At 74.5% G+C, this 17,910-nt stretch carries 17 protein-coding genes and 1 pseudogene; 11 read left to right on the forward strand and 7 right to left on the reverse strand.

Annotated elements, in window-relative coordinates; translation table 11 throughout:
- The first annotated feature begins 43 nt into the window (after positions 1 to 43).
- Complete coding sequence (locus ACE1OA_RS26240) at positions 44 to 739, forward strand: class I SAM-dependent methyltransferase (protein WP_432753481.1); 696 nt, start codon at positions 44 to 46, stop codon at positions 737 to 739.
- Positions 740 to 842: 103 nt separating this feature from the next.
- Positions 843 to 1,283: a DoxX family protein gene (locus ACE1OA_RS26245; protein ID WP_432753482.1), complete on the forward strand. Its 441-nt coding sequence runs from the start codon at positions 843 to 845 to the stop codon at positions 1,281 to 1,283.
- Positions 1,284 to 1,355: 72 nt separating this feature from the next.
- On the opposite strand, the gene ACE1OA_RS26250 is transcribed toward ACE1OA_RS26245, so the two are convergent.
- Entirely contained in the window at positions 1,356 to 1,691 is a 336-nt protein-coding gene (locus tag ACE1OA_RS26250) for a hypothetical protein (RefSeq protein WP_356608063.1), read from the reverse strand.
- 187 nt (positions 1,692 to 1,878) lie between these two features.
- On the opposite strand from ACE1OA_RS26250, the gene ACE1OA_RS26255 reads away from it, so the two are divergent.
- From ACE1OA_RS26255 to ACE1OA_RS26265, 3 genes are all read left to right on the forward strand, one after another.
- Complete coding sequence (locus ACE1OA_RS26255; RefSeq protein ID WP_432753483.1) at positions 1,879 to 4,725, forward strand: DEAD/DEAH box helicase; 2,847 nt, start codon at positions 1,879 to 1,881, stop codon at positions 4,723 to 4,725.
- The gene (locus ACE1OA_RS26260) at positions 4,722 to 6,008 is read left to right on the forward strand and encodes an SWIM zinc finger family protein (protein ID WP_386543999.1); all 1,287 of its coding nucleotides are present in this window, start codon (positions 4,722 to 4,724) and stop codon (positions 6,006 to 6,008) included. Before ACE1OA_RS26255 ends, ACE1OA_RS26260 begins: the two co-directional genes overlap by 4 nt.
- A 368-nt stretch (positions 6,009 to 6,376) precedes the next feature.
- The gene (locus tag ACE1OA_RS26265; RefSeq protein ID WP_432753484.1) at positions 6,377 to 7,168 is read left to right on the forward strand and encodes a chaplin; all 792 of its coding nucleotides are present in this window, start codon (positions 6,377 to 6,379) and stop codon (positions 7,166 to 7,168) included.
- 13 nt (positions 7,169 to 7,181) lie between these two features.
- Here ACE1OA_RS26265 and ACE1OA_RS26270 read toward each other — a convergent pair whose 3' ends face one another.
- Positions 7,182 to 7,841, reverse strand: coding sequence for a DUF2293 domain-containing protein (locus tag ACE1OA_RS26270; RefSeq protein ID WP_356608055.1), 660 nt, complete (start codon positions 7,839 to 7,841; stop codon positions 7,182 to 7,184).
- 179 nt (positions 7,842 to 8,020) lie between these two features.
- On the opposite strand from ACE1OA_RS26270, the gene ACE1OA_RS26275 reads away from it, so the two are divergent.
- A complete protein-coding gene (locus ACE1OA_RS26275) occupies positions 8,021 to 8,755 on the forward strand; it encodes a hypothetical protein (protein WP_356608053.1) in 735 nt (244 codons plus the stop codon).
- Positions 8,756 to 8,790: 35 nt separating this feature from the next.
- A pseudogene (locus ACE1OA_RS26280) lies at positions 8,791 to 8,878 on the forward strand.
- Positions 8,879 to 9,248: 370 nt separating this feature from the next.
- On the opposite strand, the gene ACE1OA_RS26285 reads toward ACE1OA_RS26280, so the two are convergent.
- Positions 9,249 to 10,460, reverse strand: a complete 1,212-nt coding sequence (locus tag ACE1OA_RS26285; protein ID WP_147980408.1) for a pyridoxal phosphate-dependent aminotransferase — start codon at positions 10,458 to 10,460, stop codon at positions 9,249 to 9,251.
- A gap of 85 nt (positions 10,461 to 10,545) precedes the next feature.
- Here ACE1OA_RS26285 and ACE1OA_RS26290 point away from each other — a divergent pair, with 85 nt between their 5' ends.
- The 3 genes from ACE1OA_RS26290 (at position 10,546) to ACE1OA_RS26300 (ending at position 12,688) form a co-directional block, all read left to right on the forward strand.
- On the forward strand, positions 10,546 to 11,196 hold the full coding sequence (locus ACE1OA_RS26290; protein ID WP_386543994.1) for a winged helix-turn-helix transcriptional regulator: 651 nt from the start codon (positions 10,546 to 10,548) through the stop codon (positions 11,194 to 11,196).
- 254 nt (positions 11,197 to 11,450) lie between these two features.
- Entirely contained in the window at positions 11,451 to 11,939 is a 489-nt protein-coding gene (locus ACE1OA_RS26295) for a cupin domain-containing protein (RefSeq protein WP_432753485.1), read from the forward strand.
- A gap of 101 nt (positions 11,940 to 12,040) precedes the next feature.
- Positions 12,041 to 12,688, forward strand: coding sequence for a uridine kinase (locus ACE1OA_RS26300; RefSeq protein WP_386543993.1), 648 nt, complete (start codon positions 12,041 to 12,043; stop codon positions 12,686 to 12,688).
- Between the two features lie 46 nt (positions 12,689 to 12,734).
- Here the strand turns inward: ACE1OA_RS26300 and ACE1OA_RS26305 are convergent, their stop codons facing one another.
- From ACE1OA_RS26305 to ACE1OA_RS26320, 4 genes are all read right to left on the reverse strand, one after another.
- On the reverse strand, positions 12,735 to 13,631 hold the full coding sequence (locus tag ACE1OA_RS26305; protein ID WP_432753486.1) for a carbohydrate kinase family protein: 897 nt from the start codon (positions 13,629 to 13,631) through the stop codon (positions 12,735 to 12,737).
- On the reverse strand, positions 13,628 to 14,539 hold the full coding sequence (locus ACE1OA_RS26310) for a pseudouridine-5'-phosphate glycosidase (RefSeq protein WP_432753487.1): 912 nt from the start codon (positions 14,537 to 14,539) through the stop codon (positions 13,628 to 13,630). The genes ACE1OA_RS26305 and ACE1OA_RS26310 overlap by 4 nt, the downstream gene beginning before the upstream one ends.
- 101 nt (positions 14,540 to 14,640) lie before the next feature.
- Positions 14,641 to 15,831: a hypothetical protein gene (locus tag ACE1OA_RS26315; protein ID WP_386545596.1), complete on the reverse strand. Its 1,191-nt coding sequence runs from the start codon at positions 15,829 to 15,831 to the stop codon at positions 14,641 to 14,643.
- Positions 15,815 to 16,669, reverse strand: coding sequence for a hypothetical protein (locus ACE1OA_RS26320; RefSeq protein ID WP_432753488.1), 855 nt, complete (start codon positions 16,667 to 16,669; stop codon positions 15,815 to 15,817). Before ACE1OA_RS26320 ends, ACE1OA_RS26315 begins: the two co-directional genes overlap by 17 nt.
- 682 nt (positions 16,670 to 17,351) lie before the next feature.
- Between ACE1OA_RS26320 and ACE1OA_RS26325 the strand changes: the two genes are divergently transcribed.
- Positions 17,352 to 17,723 (forward strand): cupin domain-containing protein, encoded by a 372-nt coding sequence (locus tag ACE1OA_RS26325; protein WP_356608037.1) that lies wholly within the window; start codon positions 17,352 to 17,354, stop codon positions 17,721 to 17,723.
- The last annotated feature ends 187 nt before the right edge of the window (positions 17,724 to 17,910 follow it).

Below are 17,910 nucleotides of genomic sequence, written 5' to 3' on the forward strand. Positions count from 1 at the left end.
ACGGCCGTCCGAACCGCCTCGTTCCTCCGGTATGAACCGACCGATGCGTGAGGGACATCAGGGAACGGGGCCCGGGGCGATCACCCCGGACGGCTGCGCGGTCGAGTTGTACCGCCGGCTCGCCGTCGGCGACGAGCCCGACGTGATCGAGGCCGCCGTGCCCGCCGGGTCGACCGTGCTCGAACTGGGCTGTGGCGCCGGGCGGGTGACGGAGCCTCTGGCGGCACGGGGATTCACCGTCACGGCGGTGGACGAGTCCGCGGAGATGCTGGCGGCGGTCAGAGAGCGCTCGCCGGGTGTGACGACCGTGCACGGCTCCATCGAATCGCTGGATCTGGCACGGCGGTTCGACGTGGTCCTGCTCGGCTCGTTCCTGGTGCACACGGCTGAGCACGGCACCCGGCAGGCCCTGCTGGAGACGTGTAGACGGCATGTGAAGGACGACGGCCGGGTGCTCATCCAGCGGGAGGGCGAGGACTGGCACCGAGACGTGCCGCGCGAGCGCCGGGACGCGGCGGGCTGCACGGTGCGGATCCTGTCCGCGGAGCCGGTCGGCGACGGCGTCGACTCGATACACGCCGAGTACGTCTTCCCCGACGCCCGCTGGACCCAGACGTTCCTCTCCCGGCCCCTGGACGGGAAGGAGTTCGCGCGCTGCCTGGCAGCGGCCGGACTCGTCGTGGAGGACGTCCTCACGGACGACGGCACCTGGGTGAGAGCCCGACCCGAGTCCCGCTGAGAATCCCCGGACGGACCGCCGGAACGGCGATGAGTTCCCGGCCTCCGCCCCGTCTACCCCTGTGAAAGCGCCGCAGCAGACGCCGACCCAGGGAGACCCCGTCATGACCACCGCCACCCGGACCGCCGCCGACACGACCACCACCGCACGCCGTCCGGGCCGACGTGCCGACGTCACCGTGCGGGTCCTCCAGATCGTCCTCGCGCTCTTCTTCGCCGTCCCGAGCGCCGGGCCCAAGCTGGTGGGGCACTGGTCGGCGGCCGAGTCCTTCGACCGGATCGGCTGGGGCGACTGGCTGATGTACACGGTCGGAGCCCTGGAACTGGCCGGTGCGATCGCCCTGCTGGTCCCGATCCTGTCCAGCGCCGCGGCGACCGCTCTGACCGGCCTGATGATCGGCGCGTTCGTCACCCAGCTGACCGTCTTCGACGGGGAGAACGCAGTGACCCCGCTGATCCTGGCCGTCCCCCTCGTCGCCATCGCCCTGACCCGCCGCCGTCACAACGAGGAGCTCCTCGCGCTCGTCCGGCGACGGCGCGCGTGAGCACGCGCGCGCCTCGACGCGCCGCGCCCGGGACGGGGGTCCGGGCGCGGCGCGTCGGCGTGGAGTCCGCTCTCAGTGCACGACGCTGTAGCTGCGCCAGGGCAGGGTGTCCGGCGCGATCTCGTTGGTCGTGTTGGTGGCGATGTAGATGGGGTCCTCACCCGTGCAGTCGAGGGTCCGGTACATCTGGATGTCGTTGAGCGTCCGGTTCTCGACCTTCCGCGTGCCCGCCGGCCCCAGCAGGTGGCAGCCGTTCACCGAGGGACTCGTCACCGTGACGACCAGGTCGCGCTCGGTCTCGTACGTCAGTGTGCCCACCGCGGAGCGGCCCAGGCCGGAGCAGCCCGCGACGCCGAGCGTCAGGAGTGCGGCCCCGGCTGCGGTGCAGAGACGCCGTTGAACGGACATGGCGGATCCTCGTCTGTCGGGCGAAGGCGGCGGAAGCCCTGTTCCTGGCCACCATGCCGTCTGCCGGGCGACGCGGCACCCGGTGCTGCTCCGCCCGGGCGAAGCACCGCGGGGACCCGGTTGTCAGACCTCACCCGTAAGGTCGGAGATCCAGCGGAATCCGTCGCGGAACGGGAGGTGGGCAGCGGTGACGCACAGCTGGCGGACCAGTGCCGCCGTCTTCCTGCCGGCCGCGCTTCCCCGCGAGGGCCGGGTCGCCTTCTGGGCGCCCGACGGTGCGCCGCTGCCCGGGGACACGGGGCAGGGGACCCGGACCGAGCTGACCGTCGTACGACGGCACGGCGCCGGGGCCCGCGGCCGCACCGTGCCCGCCGTACTCCTCCCCGTCGCCGAGGCCCTGCCCCACCTCGTGGCCGCCCGCCACCACCCGGCCGCCCACCCCGCCACCGCCTGCTGGGGCGCCGCCGCCCTGCACGCCCTCCAGCTGGCCGCGCGGGGCAGGCTGCTGCCGGGACTCACCGCCGACGACCTCGACGCCTGGCGGGCCGGCCCGCTGGACGCGGAGGACATCGCCCACCTGCGCGCCGTCGCCGCGGCCATGCCCTACGAAGCCCACGCCGTGCCCGTCCCCGGCCGCGGCCCGCTGCGGCTGCCCGAGCCCGAGGCGCTCGTCCGGGCCTTCCTCGACGCGGTCGCCGACACCCTGCCCCGCACCCCCGCCGCCGCGCACGCGGCCGGCGCGCCGTTCGCCGCCCGGGAGGCCCAGCACCTGCCCCGCGCGCGGGCCTGGGCGGCGGAGGCCGCCGCCGGCATGGACGCGGGAGTCCGGGTCTCGCTCCGCCTCGACCTCGCCGGCTACGAGCTCTTCGACATCGCGGAGGAGGGCGGGGACGAGCGGCAGGCCGCGGCGGCGCTCCTCCAGGTGCACAGCCTCGCCGACCCCACCCTCGTCATCGACGCCGCCGCGCTGTGGGCGGGCGACGGCGACGAGCACTTCGGACCCCGGGCCCGCATCGACGCCGTCCTCGCCCTGCGCCGCGCCGCCCGCGTCTGGCCGCCCCTCGGGCGCCTCCTGGAGCGCGACGTCCCCGACGCCCTCGCCCTCACCGAGGACGAGTTGTACGAACTGCTCGGCCCCGCGGCCGCCCGGCTGGCCGACGCCGGGGTCGCCGTCCACTGGCCCCGGGAGCTCGCCCGCTCGCTCAGCGCCTCCGCCGTCGTCCGGCCGGCCCTGACCGCACCCGGCTCCGCCACCGACGGCACCGCGTTCTTCGACAGCGAGGAACTGCTGCGCTTCAACTGGCAGCTGGCCCTCGACGGCGACCCGCTCACCGAGCGGGAGATGGACGGCCTGGCCGAGGCCCACCGGCCCATCGTGCGCCTGCGCGACCAGTGGGTGGTCGTCGACCCCGACCTCGTCCGCAAGGCCCGCAAGCGCGAACTCGGCCTGCTGGAGCCCGTCGACGCCCTCGCGGTCGCCCTCACCGGCACCGCGGAGGTGGACGGCGAGACCGTCGCCGCCGTGCCCGTCGGCGCCCTCGCCACCCTGCGCGACCGGCTCGTCGGCGGACCCGGGCACGCCGAACCGCCGGCCGGGCTGAACGCCACCCTGCGCGACTACCAGCTCCGCGGACTCGCCTGGCTCGACCTGATGACCTCGCTCGGCCTCGGCGGCTGCCTCGCCGACGACATGGGGCTGGGCAAGACCGTCACCCTCATCGCCCTCCACCTGCGCCGCGCGCGCCGCGCGCCGACCCTCGTCGTGTGCCCCGCGTCCCTCCTGGGCAACTGGCAGCGCGAGGTCCAGCGGTTCGCGCCCGGCGTCCCCGTCCGCCGCTTCCACGGCGCCGGCCGCTCGCTGGCCGGACTCGGCGACGGCCCCGACGGCGGCTTCGTCCTCACCACCTACGGCACCCTGCGCACCAGCGCGCCCCGGCTCGCCGAGCAGGAGTGGGGGATGGTCGTCGCCGACGAGGCACAGCACGTCAAGAACCCCTTCTCCGCGACGGCCAAGGCGCTGCGCACGATCCCGGCACCGGCCAGGGTGGCCCTCACCGGCACTCCCGTGGAGAACAACCTCTCCGAACTTTGGGCGCTGCTCGACTGGACGACCCCCGGCCTGCTCGGTCCGCTGAAGGCGTTCCGCTCCCGCCACGCCCGCGCCGTCGAGAACAGCGAGGAGATCGAGAACGACGAGGCCGTCGAGCGACTCGCCCGCCTGGTACGGCCGTTCCTGCTGCGCCGCCGCAAGTCGGACCCCGGCATCGTCCCCGAGCTGCCGCCCAAGACCGAGTCCGACCACCCCGTTCCCCTCACCCGCGAGCAGGCCTCGCTCTACGAGGCCGTGGTCCGCGAGACCATGGCGCAGATCGAGGGTGCGGAGGGGATCGCCCGCCGCGGGCTCGTCATGAAGCTGCTCACCTCGCTCAAGCAGATCTGCAACCATCCCGCGCAGTACCTCAAGGAGCAGACACCGGGCGGCGGAGGCACGGCCCGGCTCGCCGGCCGCTCGGGCAAGCTCGCCCTGCTCGACGAACTCCTCGACACGATCCTCGCCGAAAACGGCTCCGTGCTCGTCTTCACCCAGTACGTCTCCATGGCCCGGCTCCTGGCCGACCACCTGGCCGCCCGGGGCGTCCCCGCCCAACTGCTGCACGGGGGAACGCCCGTGGCGGAGCGCGAGCGGATGGTGGACCGCTTCCAGGACGGCGAGGTGCCCGTCTTCCTGCTGTCCCTGAAGGCGGCGGGCACCGGACTCAACCTCACCCGGGCGGGGCACGTCGTCCACTTCGACCGCTGGTGGAACCCGGCGGTCGAGGAACAGGCCACCGACCGCGCCTACCGCATCGGCCAGACGCAGCCGGTACAGGTCCACCGGCTGATCGCCGAGGGCACGGTGGAGGACAGCATCGCCGAGATGCTGAGGGCGAAGCGGGCCCTGGCCGACGCCGTGCTCGGCTCCGGCGAGGCCGCGCTGACCGAACTGACCGACCGGGAACTGGCGGACCTGGTCTCCCTGAGGAGGCCGTCATGAACCGGCGACGGCCGGCCGCCCGGACCTTCGACCCGCGCCACGACGACCGTCGCCGCACCTTCCCGCAACTCGCCCCGCGCGAGGCTCCGGACGGGCGGTTCGCCGGCACGTGGTGGGGCAACGCCTGGGTGGACGCCCTGGAGGGCACCGCCCTCGACGGGGCGCGCCTGGCCCGGGGCAAGGCGTACGCCGGGCGCGGTCACGTCGACGCCATCACGGTCACGCCCGGCCGGGTCGTCGCCTACGTCCACGGCACCCGCCCCCGCCCCTACCGCACCGAGATCCGGATGCGCACCCTCGGGGACGACGGCTGGGAGCGCTTCCTGGACGAGGTCGCCGCCCGGCCCGAGCACATCGCCGCCCTGCTCGACAAGGACGTCCCGCACGCCCTGGAAGCCGTCGCGGGGCTGCTGCCCGCCCCCGGCGACCTGATCCCGGACTGTTCCTGCCCGGACGACGGCTTCCCCTGCAAGCACGCCGCCGCCCTCTGCTACCAGGCCGCACGCCTCCTCGACGAGGACCCCTTCGTCCTCCTCCTGATGCGCGGACGCGGCGAACAGGAGATCCTCGCGGCACTGACCCGGCGCAATGCTGCGCGGTCGGCGGCCGAGGCGGGACCGGCGGCGCCCGCCCTGGCGACGGTCCCGGCCCGCGCCGTGCTCGGCCCGCCCCAGGACGACGCCGTGCGCAGGCCACTGCCACCCCTGCCCGACCCGCTTCCGGTGCCGCCCCGGCCGGGCCGCCCGCCCGCCTACCCGCCCGACCCCGCCGCCCCCGACCCGCTGGTGCTGGACCTCCTCGCCACCGAGGCGGCCGCCCGGGCCCACGCCTTCCTGGTCACCGGTGAGGACACCGTCGCCACGCTCACCCCGTGGCAGGACGCGGTCCGCCTCGCCGCCGCACACCCCGGCTCCGGCCTCACCGCGTCGACCCGCGCGCTCTACCGCGACCTGGGCCACGCCCTCGACCGCACCCCCACCGACCTCGCCCGCGCGGTGGCCGCGTGGCGCCAGGGCGGCCTCGCCGGGCTCGACGTCCTCGAAGAGCCCTGGGATCCGCCCGCCGGGCCCTTCGACCGGGCCCGCCCCGCGCTGCTCGCCGCCGACCTCCCGTCGTTCCGTCCCTGGCGCAACCGGCTCTCCACCCGGTCGCTCCAGCTCCGCTTCGGCCGGGACGGGCTCTGGTACGGCTACGAGTCCGATGCCGATCGCGAGGACTGGTGGCCCCGCGGCACGCCCGACGCCGATCCCGTGGGCGCGCTCACCGACCTCCTCGGCGGCTGACGGGGCCGGGTACCGCTTCCGGTGCCGAGCATGCAAGGCGGAATCGCGGGGGATCCGGCGCGGGGGAGGAGCGGGGCCTCGTGAATCCCGCGGCCTTGCGGCGTCCCCGCGTGCGCGGGCGGGCGTGCCTGTGCGCGGGCGGGCCGTCGCACGGGTCGGTGAGGGGAGAGGGCGCCGGAGCACGGACCGGACAGCGGTGTGGTGTGAGGGCGGCCGTGATGTGTGGCGCGATTCTGCCCACGTACGTTCGACGGCATTCCCACTCGATGGGGTGAATCACGCCGACGGCCTGATCCCGCCGGGTCCGGATGGCGTTATTGCGGATGCGGGCGAATGCCCGCGGAACACCTTCCGGAAGGCAGGAAGCCATGAGGCAGATTCGCCGAAGTGGTCTGGCCACACTGATGGTCACGGGTGGCGCGATCGCGCTCTCGGCGGGCGCCGCGCACGCCGACTCCGGTGCACAGGGCGCCGCTGTCGGATCGCCCGGCGTGATCTCCGGCAACTCCGTTCAGCTGCCGGTGCACGTGCCGGTCAACGCGTGCGGGAACACCGTCAACGTCGTCGGGCTGCTCAACCCGGCCTTCGGCAACGGCTGCGTGAACCGCTCGGGCGGCTCCGACGGCGGTGGCCGGGCGCACAAGGACCAGCCCGCGACGCCGCGTGCGGGACACTCGGGCGGTCACACCGGCGGTCACACCGGCGGTCACGCCGGCGGACACTCGGGCGGTCACGCCGGAGGACACACCGGCGGGGGTGCCTCCAACGGCGGCGGCTCCGCCGCCGAGGGCGTGGCGCACAACTCCCCGGGCGTGCTGTCCGGCAACGGCCTGCAGTTGCCGATCGACCTCCCCGTCAACCTCAGCGGCAACTCGGTCAACGTCGTCGGCATCGGCAACCCGACCTTCGGCAACACCGCGGTCAACGGCCCCGCCAAGCCCGAGACGCCCCGCGTGGTGACCCCGCCGAAGGAGACGGTGACCCCGCCCACCTCCACTCCCGAGACCGAGGTGCCGGGGCTCGCGCCGCAGGCCGAGTCCGCCGCGCTCGCCAGCACCGGCTCGGACATGGCCGGCATCGCCGCCCCGGCCGCGGCCGCGCTGATGCTCGGGGGCGCGCTCATGTACCGTCGCGCCCGCCGGATGGGCGGCGAGGCCTGAGGCCGTCGCCGCCTCATTCCGTGAGCCAGGCCCGGAGCACCGCCTCGATGGCGGGTGCCACTCTCGCCCGGGCCTGGTGGCGGGGAACGCCCCGCATCAGCAGCGTGTCGTACACGGTGTCGACATGCCGTACGGAGGCCCGCACCGCGGCCGTGACCGCGCCCCGGTCCAGTGCCCGGCCGGCCGCCGTGCGTCCCACCCGACCGCTGCCCTTCCGGCTTGCGTGCGCCGCGATCTCCGCGGCTCGCCCGGCCGGGCAGGACGGGAAGAGACGCAGGATCTCGGCCTCCAGGACGGCCGTGATCTCCGCGTCGTGCCGTGCCCGGCGGTCCGCGTCCCGTGCCCGGCGCCGGGCCCGCGCCTCCGCGTCCGCCAGGCAGGCCGACTCCGCGCGGGCGAGCGCCGCCTCCTCGACGAGCAGGCCCTGCCGCTCGTACCGGGTGCGCCGCCGGTTGTGCCGTACGACCACCGCCCACAGGGTGGAGCCCTCGCGGGCCCGGCGGGTGAGGGCCGTGTCGCCGCGACGGAGGAACACCAGGTGGCCGAGGTCCGCGCAGTCCAGGCAGACCGGGGCGTTGAACTCGACGATCATCCGCTCCAGCGGTCCGCGGTGACACTCCGAACAGCGGCGGCGCTTGAGCGGCTCGACGACCACGGGCGCGACGAGATCCACGACGGTCCTCCTCAGCGAAGGGCGGGCGAGGCGCCGGACGGCACGGTCGTGTCCCGCACGAGCCGGGTGGTGTCACGGAACGAGGGAGCGGCCGGCCTCTCGGCGAGGGCCCCGTGCGCGGTCCGGACCGGCGGGAAAATCGATGGATCCACGAGGGCCCCCGCCCTAAGGTCGACGACGTGGCAACGAAACTCAATCAGATCATCGCAGTGGAGAAGGGCGTCAAGTCCCGGGCGCACCAGGACCTGACGACGGCACACCACGGGCTGCAGAAGCCCGCGTTGCTCGCCGGCATCTCCCGTACGTACCAGCCGAAGGACGAGGAGGGCGAGCAGCTGCCGCCCGAGTCGACGCTGGTGCAGGTGAAGGCCGAGGACGTGCTGCGCGACACCGCGCGGGCGCTGACCCGCCTCTTCGATGTGACGGCCACCAAGGACTGGGCGAACTGCGAGGCGCGCGCGGACATCACGGTCGACGGGCGGGTGCTCGTCGGACAGGTGCCCGTCGCCTATCTGCTCTTCCTGGAGAAGCAGCTGACGGACATCAACACCTTCGTCCGCAAGCTGCCGGTGCTGGACGCCGCCGAGTCGTGGACGCAGGACCCGTCGACCGACGCGTGGAAGACCGAGGTCGTCCGGACGGTCCGCACGAAGAAGGTGCCGCGCAACCACGTCAAGGCGGAGGCGACCGACAAGCACCCGGCGCAGGTCGAGGTCTACTACGAGGACGTGCCGGTCGGTTACTGGACCACGGTGAAGTTCTCGGGCGCCCTGCCGGCCCGCCGGGTGAACGAGCTCCTGGAGCGGGTGGAGAAGCTCCAGCAGGCGGTGAAGTTCGCCCGTGAGGAGGCGAACGGCGCCGAGGTCACCGACCAGCGTGTCGGCGACGCCGTCTTCGGCTACCTCTTCGGGTAGCCGGGACACCACAGACTCCCCGGCCGCACAGCGCGGCCGGGGTGCGCGAGGAGCGCAAAGCTGAAGCTGAGCCTTGTCGTGACATCCGCGGTTCCAGTGGAGGTTCGAGTCCTCCTCCCGGCACTTCCTGCCGGGATGGCCCAATCAGGCAGAGGCAGACCGCGGTCAATCTCAGACTATTGCTCCAGACTCAGCATTCGCCGCTCATCGCCGGATCGACCGGGCCCGGGCCCTGGTGCGTCGAAATGCCAGTTCGAATCTGGTCCGCCGAGCTCGATCGGCGGTGGTCCAACGGCAGGACGCGACGCAATGACGAATGACCCGGGTCCTCAACTGTGCCGGCGTGTGATCGTGAGCGGCATCGACAGGGTCCGGGGGCAGGCTACGCCCTCGGACCCGCTCCTTTTCCGGGCGTGCCCCGCACCCGAAGGGCCCGCCACGGCGGGCCGTACGGGACCTGGCGCGTCGTCCTCGAAGGCTCGACGGGGCCGCCCTACTGGCGGTAGCCGCCGAGGAAGCGGCCGATGCGGCTGATGGCCGCGTCGAGGTCGTCGGCGTAGGGCAGGGTCAGGATGCGGAAGTGGTCGGGACGCGGCCAGTTGAAGCCGGTGCCCTGCACCACCTGGATCTTCTCGCGCAGCAGCAGGTCGAGGACGAACTTCTCGTCGTCGTGGATCCGGTGCACCTTCGGGTCGAGCCGGGGGAAGGCGTAGAGCGCGCCCTTCGGCTTCACGCAGGACACCCCCGGGATCTCGTTGAGCTTCTCCCACGCGCGGTTGCGCTGCTCGTGGAGCCTGCCGCCCGGGGCGGTCAGCTCGTGGATCGACTGCCGTCCGCCGAGCGCGGCCTGGATGGCGTACTGGGCGGGGGCGTTGGGGCACAGCCGCATCGAGGCGAGCATGGTCAGCCCCTCCAGATAGCTCTTCGCGTGCTGCCTGGGGCCGCTGACGACCAGCCAGCCGGAGCGGAAGCCCGCCACCCGGTAGGTCTTGGAGAGTCCGGAGAAGGTGAGGACGACGAGGTCCGGGGCGAGTGCGGCGGCCGTGTGGTGGACGGCGTCGTCGTAGACGATCTGGTCGTAGATCTCGTCGGCGAACACCATGAGCTGATGGCGGCGGGCGAGGTCGAGGATGCCCTCGACGATCTCGCGCGGATAGACCGCGCCGGTGGGGTTGTTGGGGTTGATGATCACGACGGCCCGTGTCCGGTCGGTGATCTTCGACGCCATGTCGTCGAGGTCCGGGTACCAGTCGGCCGACTCGTCGCACAGGTAGTGCACCGCCTTGCCGCCCGCGAGGGTGGTGGCGGCGGTCCACAGGGGGAAGTCCGGGGCGGGGATCAGGATCTCGTCGCCGTCCTCCAGGAGCGCCTGGACGGCCATGGAGACCAGCTCGGAGACGCCGTTGCCGAGGAACACGTCGTCGACGTCGACGTCCGGCAGGCCCTGTGCCTGGTAGCGCTGGGCGACGGCCCGCCGGGCGGAGAGGATGCCGCGCGAGTCGGTGTAGCCGTGGGCCCGTGGCAGCATCCGGATCATGTCCTGGACGATCTCCTCGGGCGCCTCGAAGCCGAAGAGGGCCGGGTTGCCGGTGTTGAGGCGCAGGACGCTGTGGCCCGCCTCCTCCAGGGCGTTGGCGTGCTCGATCACCGGACCGCGGATCTCGTAGCAGACCTCGCTCAACTTGCTCGACTGCCGGAACTCCATTGCGACGACCTCCCCAGAAACACTGATGCTTGGTTTTACCAAGTTCGAGCTTGGAAAGTCCAACAACTTGTCTAGACTGCGTCGCATGCCACGCCGCCGAAGCTATGACCAGTACTGCGCCGCCGCCCGTGCCCTCGACGCCGTCGGCGACCGCTGGACGCTGCTGATCGTCCGTGAACTCCTCGCCGGACCGCGCCGCTACACCGACCTGCACGCCGATCTGCCCGGCGTCAGCACGGACATGCTGGCCGGCCGGCTCAAGGACATGGAGGGCGCCGAACTCGTCACCCGGCGCCGCCTGCCGCCTCCCGGCCCGGCCTACGTGTACGAACTCACCGCCCGCGGCAGGACGTTGCTCCCCGTGCTGCAGGCCCTCGCGGCCTGGGGCGCGACGACCCTGGAGGAACCCCGGCCCACCGACGCCGTCCGCGCGCACTGGTTCGCGATCCCGTTGCTGCGCGCCCTGGCCGGTACGGCCGGGGGAGTGGTCCAGGTGACGCTGCCGGAGGGCGAGTTCCACCTGCGGGTCGGAGGCGACGGCGCCCCGGAGTACGGCGACGGCCCGGCCGCGGCGCCCGAGGCGCACCTGCGGACGGACACGGCGACCTGCCGGGCCCTGGCGAGCGGGGAACTCACCCTGGCCCAGGCCGTCGCGACGGGCCGAGCCGAGTTCACCGAGTCCACCGGCGGCGCCCGGGACTCCGAACTCGCGCCCGTCACCGCTCCGTCGGCCTGACCGCCGGCACCGCTCCGCCGGTCGGGCCACCGTCCGGCCGCACCCCGCCGGTGCCGCCGCTCCGATCGCCGCCTTCCGGTCGGACCTCCCCTCGCCGCAGCCCCCGTGCGGACCGTGCCCGGTCGGGTCCCCGCGTTCCCGTGTCCCGGCATCCGGCCCGTATCCCGTCCGCGACGCGGGTGATCCGGGTAGCGTGATGCTCTTTCGGCGGCCGTCGACCGTACGGCCGGTCAGCGAAGCGGGAGGGGATTTCCATGGAGACGGAGATACGCGGGAGACGGCCCGGTGCACGGCTGCGCAAGGGCCTGGTCGCCGCCGGCACGATCGCGGCGATGGCGGTCGTCCCGTCCGCCGCGCTGGCCACGCCCGGCACCGGTGTCAGCGGCACGGTCCTCGCCAAGGGCACCTCGGACGGCAGGCTCAGGATCAAGCCGCCCCACGGCGACACCGACGTCACCGTCCGGACCATCACCGTCGCGCCGGGCGGTTCCACCGGCTGGCACCACCACCCCGGCCAGCTCGTCGCCGTCGTCCAGTCCGGCACGCTGACCCGGACCCTGGACGACTGCTCGGTCGAGGAGACCTTCCCCGGTCAGGCGTTCATCGAGCCCGCCGGCCGCAGGCACGTCCACATCGGACGCAACCTGGGCACCGAGCCGGTGGTCCTCTACGTCACCTACCTGCTGCCGAAGGGCGCTCCGCTCTCCGTGGACGAACCGGCCCCCGCCTGCGCACAGGGCTGAGGCACCTCCGGCGCCGGCCGCGGGCCCGGCGCCTGCCTCCGCACACCACCGCGCCGCCGCCCCGCGCGCCCCCGGCGGCGACCGACCGGCATGATGGCGGGGTGCGATTCACGCCGATCACGTGGGAGAAGCTGACCGACGCCGTCGCGGCGCACGTCGACGGGACGGTTCCCGGCGACGGCGGCGACCGGCTCAGGATCGGGATCGACGGCGCGCCCGCCGCCCCCACCGCGGAGACGGCCCGGCAGATCGCCGCCGCCTTGCGGCTGCGCGGCCGGTCCGTGCTCGTGGTGGGCACCGACGGGTTCCTGCGCCCGGCGTCGCTGCGCTACGAGTACGGGCGGCGGGACCCGGACGCGTACTACGGCGGCTGGTTCGACACCGGGGCCCTCTGGCGGGAGGTCCTCGGCCCGCTGGACGCCGGCGGCAGCGGCCGTGTGCTGCCCGACCTGTGGGACCCCGAGACCGACCGGGCCACCCGGAGCCCCTATGTGACCCTGCCGCCCGGAGGCGTCCTGCTGCTGCACGGCCCCTTCCTGCTCGGCCACTGGTTCCCCTTCGACCTGACCGTCCACCTCGGCCTGTCGCCCGCCGCCCTCGCCCGGCGCACGGAGGAACCCTGGACGCTGCCCGCCTTCGCGCGGTACGAGCAGGAGGTCGGCCCCTCCGACGCCGCCGACGTGGTCGTCCGCGCCGACGACCCCCGACACCCCGCCTGGACCGGCCTCACCGGCGGCGACGCGGCCTGAGGAGGAGGGCGAAGGGGCGCCTGTGACGCGGCCCGACGGGAAGCCCCTACCTGTCGTCGTAGGGCGGACGTCCCCCGACCACGGTCACCGCCTCCGCGCCCGCCCGGCAGCCCGCCTCGGCCGCCTCCACCGCGTCCGCCCCCGCGAGGCGGGCGGCGAGGAACGCGCCCGTGAAGGCGTCGCCGGCGCCCGTGGAGTCGACCGGCCGGACCTCCGGCGCCGGGACCCGGGCGGTCACCGCCCCCGCCTCGGCCACCAGCGCCCCCGCCGCGCCCAGAGTGACGGCGACCAGCGGGAAGCTCCGGCTCAACACCGCAGCCGCGGCGGCCGGTTCGGCGAGCCCGGTCAGCAGCCGGGCCTCGTCGGCGTTGGGGAAGAGCACGTCCGCGCCCTCCGTCGCGGCCAGGAACCGGTCCGCCCCCAGCTCCGCCAGAAAACCCGCCGACGCGGGATCCACGCTCACCGGGATGCCCGCCCGCCGTGCGTCCCGCAGCGCACACCGCGCCGTCTCGCGGCTCGGCGCGGCGAAGAAGAGGTACCCGGACAGGTGCAGATGGGCGACGCCTTCCAGGAGGCCGGGGGACCAGTCGGCGGGGGAGAGGCGCAGGGCCGCGCCGCTGTCGGTCAGGAAGGTCCGCTCGGCGCTCGCGTCGACCAGCGCGATCACCGTCGCCGTCGCGGCGTGCGGGTCCGTGACCAGCAGCGGCCGGACCCCGGCCCGGCGCAGCGCCCGGGCGTGCCAGTCGGCCGCGTCGTCCCCGGTCCGGCCGAGCAGCCGTACGTCCTCGCATCCCGAACGGACCGCCCAGCAGGCCGCGTTGGCGCCGGCGCCGCCCGGCAGGGTACGGATCTCGGCGGCCGTGTCCGTGGCGGGCGTCGGCGGATTCCGGTGCCGGGCGACGACGTCGGTGACCACGTCACCGACGACCAGCAGGCCCGTCACCCGGCGTCGCCGCGGGCCGCCGCGATCCGCGCCGCGAGCCGTACGTTGCCGCGCACCGCGGCCAGGTTCGCCTCCAGGGAGGCCCCGTGCGTGTGCACGGTCAGGTACTCCAGCAGGAAGGGCGTGACGGCCTGGCCGGTGATCCCCTTCTCCTCGGCGGCGGCCAGCCCCTGGGCCAGCACCCGGTCGTGCAGCGCCGGATCGAGCTGGTCTGCCGCGGCGACCGGGTTGGCGACGATCAGCGCCGCGGTCGGCCCGCCCAGTGCGTCCCTGGCCCGCATCACGCCGGCGACCTCCTCCGGCGTCCGCACGGTCCAGTCGACCGGCTCGCCCGACGAGGCCAGGTAGAAGCCGGGGAACCTGTCCGTGCCGTAGCCGAGGACCGTCACGCCCAGGGTCTCCAGTCGCTGGAGGGTCGCCGGGACGTCGAGGATCGACTTGACCCCCGCGCAGACGACCGTCATCCCCACCCGGGACAGCAGCCGGAGGTCCGCCGACTCGTCCTGCGTCCGGGTCCACTCCCGGTGCACGCCGCCGAGCCCGCCGGTCGCGAAGACCCGCAGGCCGGCGGAGTCGGCGAGCCACGCCGTCGCGGAGACGGTGGTCGCACCCGTCGCGCCGGCCGCGAGCGCGGGCGCGAGGTCGCGGTGGCCCAGCTTGCGGACGTCCGGATCCTCCGCGATGCGGTCCAGCCGGGCCGGGTCCAGGCCGACGTGGGCCGTGCCGTCGATCACGGCGACGGTGGCGGGGACGGCGCCCTCGTCCCGTACGAGGGCCTCCAGCTCCCGGGCCACGGCGAGGTTGCGCGGGCGGGGCAGGCCGTGGGCGATGATCGTGGACTCGAGCGCGACGACGGGACGGCCCTCGTGGAGAGCCTCCCGCACCTCTTCGGACACGTGTGTGGACATGCCCCCATCCCTGGCGCGAGGGCGGACTCCTCAAACCTGGGGGTGTCCCGTCGGTCGCTCCGGGCTCCCGGCGTGACCGACGGGACACCCCTGGGAGCCGTTCATCGGCCACAGCCCGGCAGCCCGGGCAGCCGGCCGGCGTCCACGACCTGGATCACCGGCCGGGAGCCGTTCGCCTTGGCGTTTCCCAGGCTGTACGCGACGGCCAGGGCGCCGTCCCTCGCCTGGGCGTAGCCGTACGCCGGCGTGATCCGCGTGTACGAACCCGAGCCGAGGTCCAGGGCGTAGGACGTCTCCGGGGTGCGCCAGGTGACGAGCCGGCCGCTGACCCGCAGCTGGTCCATGCCGTCGACGGCCGGCGACCGCGTCACCACGGCCGTCGGCCGGGCGTCTCCCGTCCGCCACACCATCAGGGCGGGCTCGCTCTCGCCCGCGACCCAGGCCCAGGTCGTGCCGTCGGAGACGACGGAACGGACGTCGCGGAGGCCGGCCAGCGGCGCGGGCAGGGCGGCGGCCCGCAGTCCCGTCAGGGAGACGGCGGCCAGCCGGGTCGCCGCGCCGGCCGCTTCGCGCCACACCAGGAGTCCACCGGCGGTGAACGGGGTGTCGAGCACGCCGGTGTGCAGGGCGCGGGGCGCACCGCCGGTGGCCGGGGCCGCGTAGACGGTCGCCTTGCCGTCGCCGACTCCCTGCGCCCAGTGGACGGTCCCTCCGCTCACGACGGGGTGCGGGAGTGGTCCCGGCCGGTCGGCGCGGGCCAGGCGCCGGGCCCTGCCGGTGCTGCCGTCCCAGACGTACAGACTCCACGGGCTGTCCAGCGTCCGTCCTTCCAGGACGGCGAACGCGGCCCACCGCCGGCCGTCGAAGTCGGCGGCGAGCAGCTGGTGTTCGACGGGGTCGGCGAGCCGCAGCAGGGTGCGGGGGGCACCGTCCGCCGGTACGAGGGCGGCGCGTCGCCCGCCGGGGCCGCTGAGCTGGACCGCGGTCCAGCCGGGGCCGGTGTCGGTGAGCACCGCCCGCTCGGCGGACGGGGTGCGCACCTCGCCGGCGTCGAGCGCGGAGCTCCAGGCGGCGGGCAGCCGCACCTCGCATGCGGCGGCGAGGGTCCCCGGGCCGGGCCGGGTCGGGGACGCGACGCCGCTCGGGGCGCGGGGCGCGGTCGTCCCGTCCGCCGCGGCCGCGCGGTCCGGAGCCGTCGTGGGGTCGGGAGCCGCCCGCCCCGACGAGCACCCCGCCAGCAGGATGCCCGTCAGCAGCAGGACCGGCAGAGCGGGCCTACCAGACGTACCCACGGCCGCCCATGATGGTGGTGAGGGTGTCGGAGGAGATGTGCGCCGACCTGGGTACGGAGCCCGCCCAGGAGATCACGCTCGTGCTCACGCCGCCCACCGGGTCGAGGTAGTCGACCTGCGCGGCGGCGGTGTCGGTGTTGTAGCCGTCGATCGACACCCAGTGGAAGATCTCTATGTTCGGGTGGCCGACGAGGTGCGGGCCGCCGGGCACCTCCCAGGCGTTGCCGGCTATCGCGTAGTCGTTGTCGGTGTTGTGGGTGATGTGCTGCTTGAAGTTGGCCTTGTCGGTGGCGGTCGGGGTGTACGGCAGGGCCCTGGGCACGTATCCGGCTCCGGGCAGCCGGTGGTTGAGGGCGTCGGCCATCGGATAGCCGGTCGGGCCGGGCACGTTGATGTTGACGCCGTACCAGGCGGTGCCGCTGGTGTTCGTCTTCAGGAGGGTCGCCGCGTCCTGCTGGGACCGGCCGGCGACGCCGTCGTGGGCGGACTGGGTGATCACGAGGGTGGCCGGTCCGCACCAGTAGGACGTCTTCTGCGACTGGTGCAGGGCGCCGGAGAGCTTGTACCCGGCGAGGGCGGCCCCGGCCCCGCGTGCGGTGGCGGAGGTGTCGGCGGCCCGCGCCTGTTTGGCGGCGTCGAGTCTGCGCTGCGCGGGGGTCAGGCGCTGAGCGCCGAGGGTGTCGTACGCGGCCTTGTAGGCGGCTCCGGGGGCGAGCGGGGTGTCCGCCTCGCCGGGGGGCGGGGCCGAGGCGTGCGCCGAGGGGGCGGCCGCGGTGGCCGCGAGCAGGGCGGCGGCCGTCAGCGCGAGGGCGCGGGGGAGGAAGGCGGAGGTTGGCATCGCACTCTCCAGTCGGAGGTGGGGGAGGCGTTCACCGGGAGTTTGACGCGTGCACGCCATGCTTGGCAGGGGGCTCGGCGCATCGGCCGCGACCAACATTGGGCGCACCAAAGGCGCCGCCCCCGACCAGCGGGGACGTCTGCCGGCGACGTGTCGCGCCGGCCCGGTTTTCCGCCATGCGGCGTGATTCCACCTCGGTGGGCGGAGGATGCGTATGAGTGATTCCGGGGCCGGAGGTGCCGAGGTGTCCACTCGTCACTTCTACGACGATCCGGGCACCGGCCACGACCGGATGTACGCCGACCGGGGGTGCGGATGTCGCCGTATGGGGGGTCGTGCGACCGGAATCGAATATTCCGAGGCGGCTTCGGAATCAGTGCCGGGGTGCCCCGATCGACCCCCTTCCCGGGCGGCCCGCCCCGCCGGCCGGTGCGGGTGGTGGGGCGCCGGCGGCACGGGCCCGCGTGCCCCGGCGCCGCCGGTGGCGGACCCTGTCCGCCCGTCCGGGGGTGTCGTCCGGAGGGTGCCGGCGACCCGCCCGGCTCCACCCCTCAGGGCCCCTTCGGATTTCGTCGTCTCCGCCCGGTTCCGGGAAGTCGCCTGGTCGGAGCCGAAGTGGAGTCGCTCATTCAGCCGGTCCCGGGCGGGGGGAGGGCCGGCGCCCCCGCTACAGTCACCGGCCATGACGACACACGACCAGCCCTCCTTCGCCGTCCACATTCCCGACGCCGAGCTGGAGCCGGAGCCCCTCGACCCCGCCCAGATCGTCTCCGGGAACCCCGAGGTGACCGGCAAGGTCCTGTGGGAGTCGGCCGACGGCACGCAGGTGCGCGGCATCTGGCAGATCACCCCTGGCGTGGTGACCGACACCGAGGCCGACGAGCTGTTCGTGGTCGTGAGCGGGCGCGCCACCGTCGCGGTCGAGGGCGGCGCCACGCTGGAGGTCGGCCCCGGCGACGCCTGCGTGCTGCGCGAGGGCGACCGGACCACCTGGACCGTCCACGAGACGCTGCGCAAGGCGTACCACATCACCCAGGCGGGCAGCGCGAGTTGAGGGTCTGGTAGGAAGGTTTCCTATCGGATACGCTGCCGGACAGCGGCTCGGCGCGGCGCCCCTCCCGAGGGGTGTGACGCGCTCAGTGAGAGCTCTGACCCGGCCGCCGTGCGCCGTCCCCCGCCCCGGGCGGCGTCCCGTCGATCCCGCCGCGCGCCTGCGGCCCGATCCGCGGGACGGCCCCCGA

This window comes from Streptomyces sp. JL2001, from assembly GCF_050917515.1.
Classification (GTDB): Bacteria; Actinomycetota; Actinomycetes; order Streptomycetales; family Streptomycetaceae; genus Streptomyces.

What these genes read in the sequence shown, in the direction of transcription:
- ACE1OA_RS26285 (WP_147980408.1), bottom strand. Translation starts at nt 10,460, where the DNA reads ATGGAGTTCCGGCAGTCGAGCAAGTTGAGCGAGGTCTGCTACGAGATC.
- ACE1OA_RS26310 (WP_432753487.1), bottom strand. Translation starts at nt 14,539, where the DNA reads ATGTCCACACACGTGTCCGAAGAGGTGCGGGAGGCTCTCCACGAGGGC.
- ACE1OA_RS26240 (WP_432753481.1), top strand. Translation starts at nt 44, where the DNA reads ATGCGTGAGGGACATCAGGGAACGGGGCCCGGGGCGATCACCCCGGAC.
- ACE1OA_RS26245 (WP_432753482.1), top strand. Translation starts at nt 843, where the DNA reads ATGACCACCGCCACCCGGACCGCCGCCGACACGACCACCACCGCACGC.
- ACE1OA_RS26250 (WP_356608063.1), bottom strand. Translation starts at nt 1,691, where the DNA reads ATGTCCGTTCAACGGCGTCTCTGCACCGCAGCCGGGGCCGCACTCCTG.
- ACE1OA_RS26265 (WP_432753484.1), top strand. Translation starts at nt 6,377, where the DNA reads ATGAGGCAGATTCGCCGAAGTGGTCTGGCCACACTGATGGTCACGGGT.
- ACE1OA_RS26325 (WP_356608037.1), top strand. Translation starts at nt 17,352, where the DNA reads ATGACGACACACGACCAGCCCTCCTTCGCCGTCCACATTCCCGACGCC.
- ACE1OA_RS26320 (WP_432753488.1), bottom strand. Translation starts at nt 16,669, where the DNA reads ATGCCAACCTCCGCCTTCCTCCCCCGCGCCCTCGCGCTGACGGCCGCC.
- ACE1OA_RS26290 (WP_386543994.1), top strand. Translation starts at nt 10,546, where the DNA reads ATGCCACGCCGCCGAAGCTATGACCAGTACTGCGCCGCCGCCCGTGCC.
- ACE1OA_RS26295 (WP_432753485.1), top strand. Translation starts at nt 11,451, where the DNA reads ATGGAGACGGAGATACGCGGGAGACGGCCCGGTGCACGGCTGCGCAAG.
- ACE1OA_RS26260 (WP_386543999.1), top strand. Translation starts at nt 4,722, where the DNA reads ATGAACCGGCGACGGCCGGCCGCCCGGACCTTCGACCCGCGCCACGAC.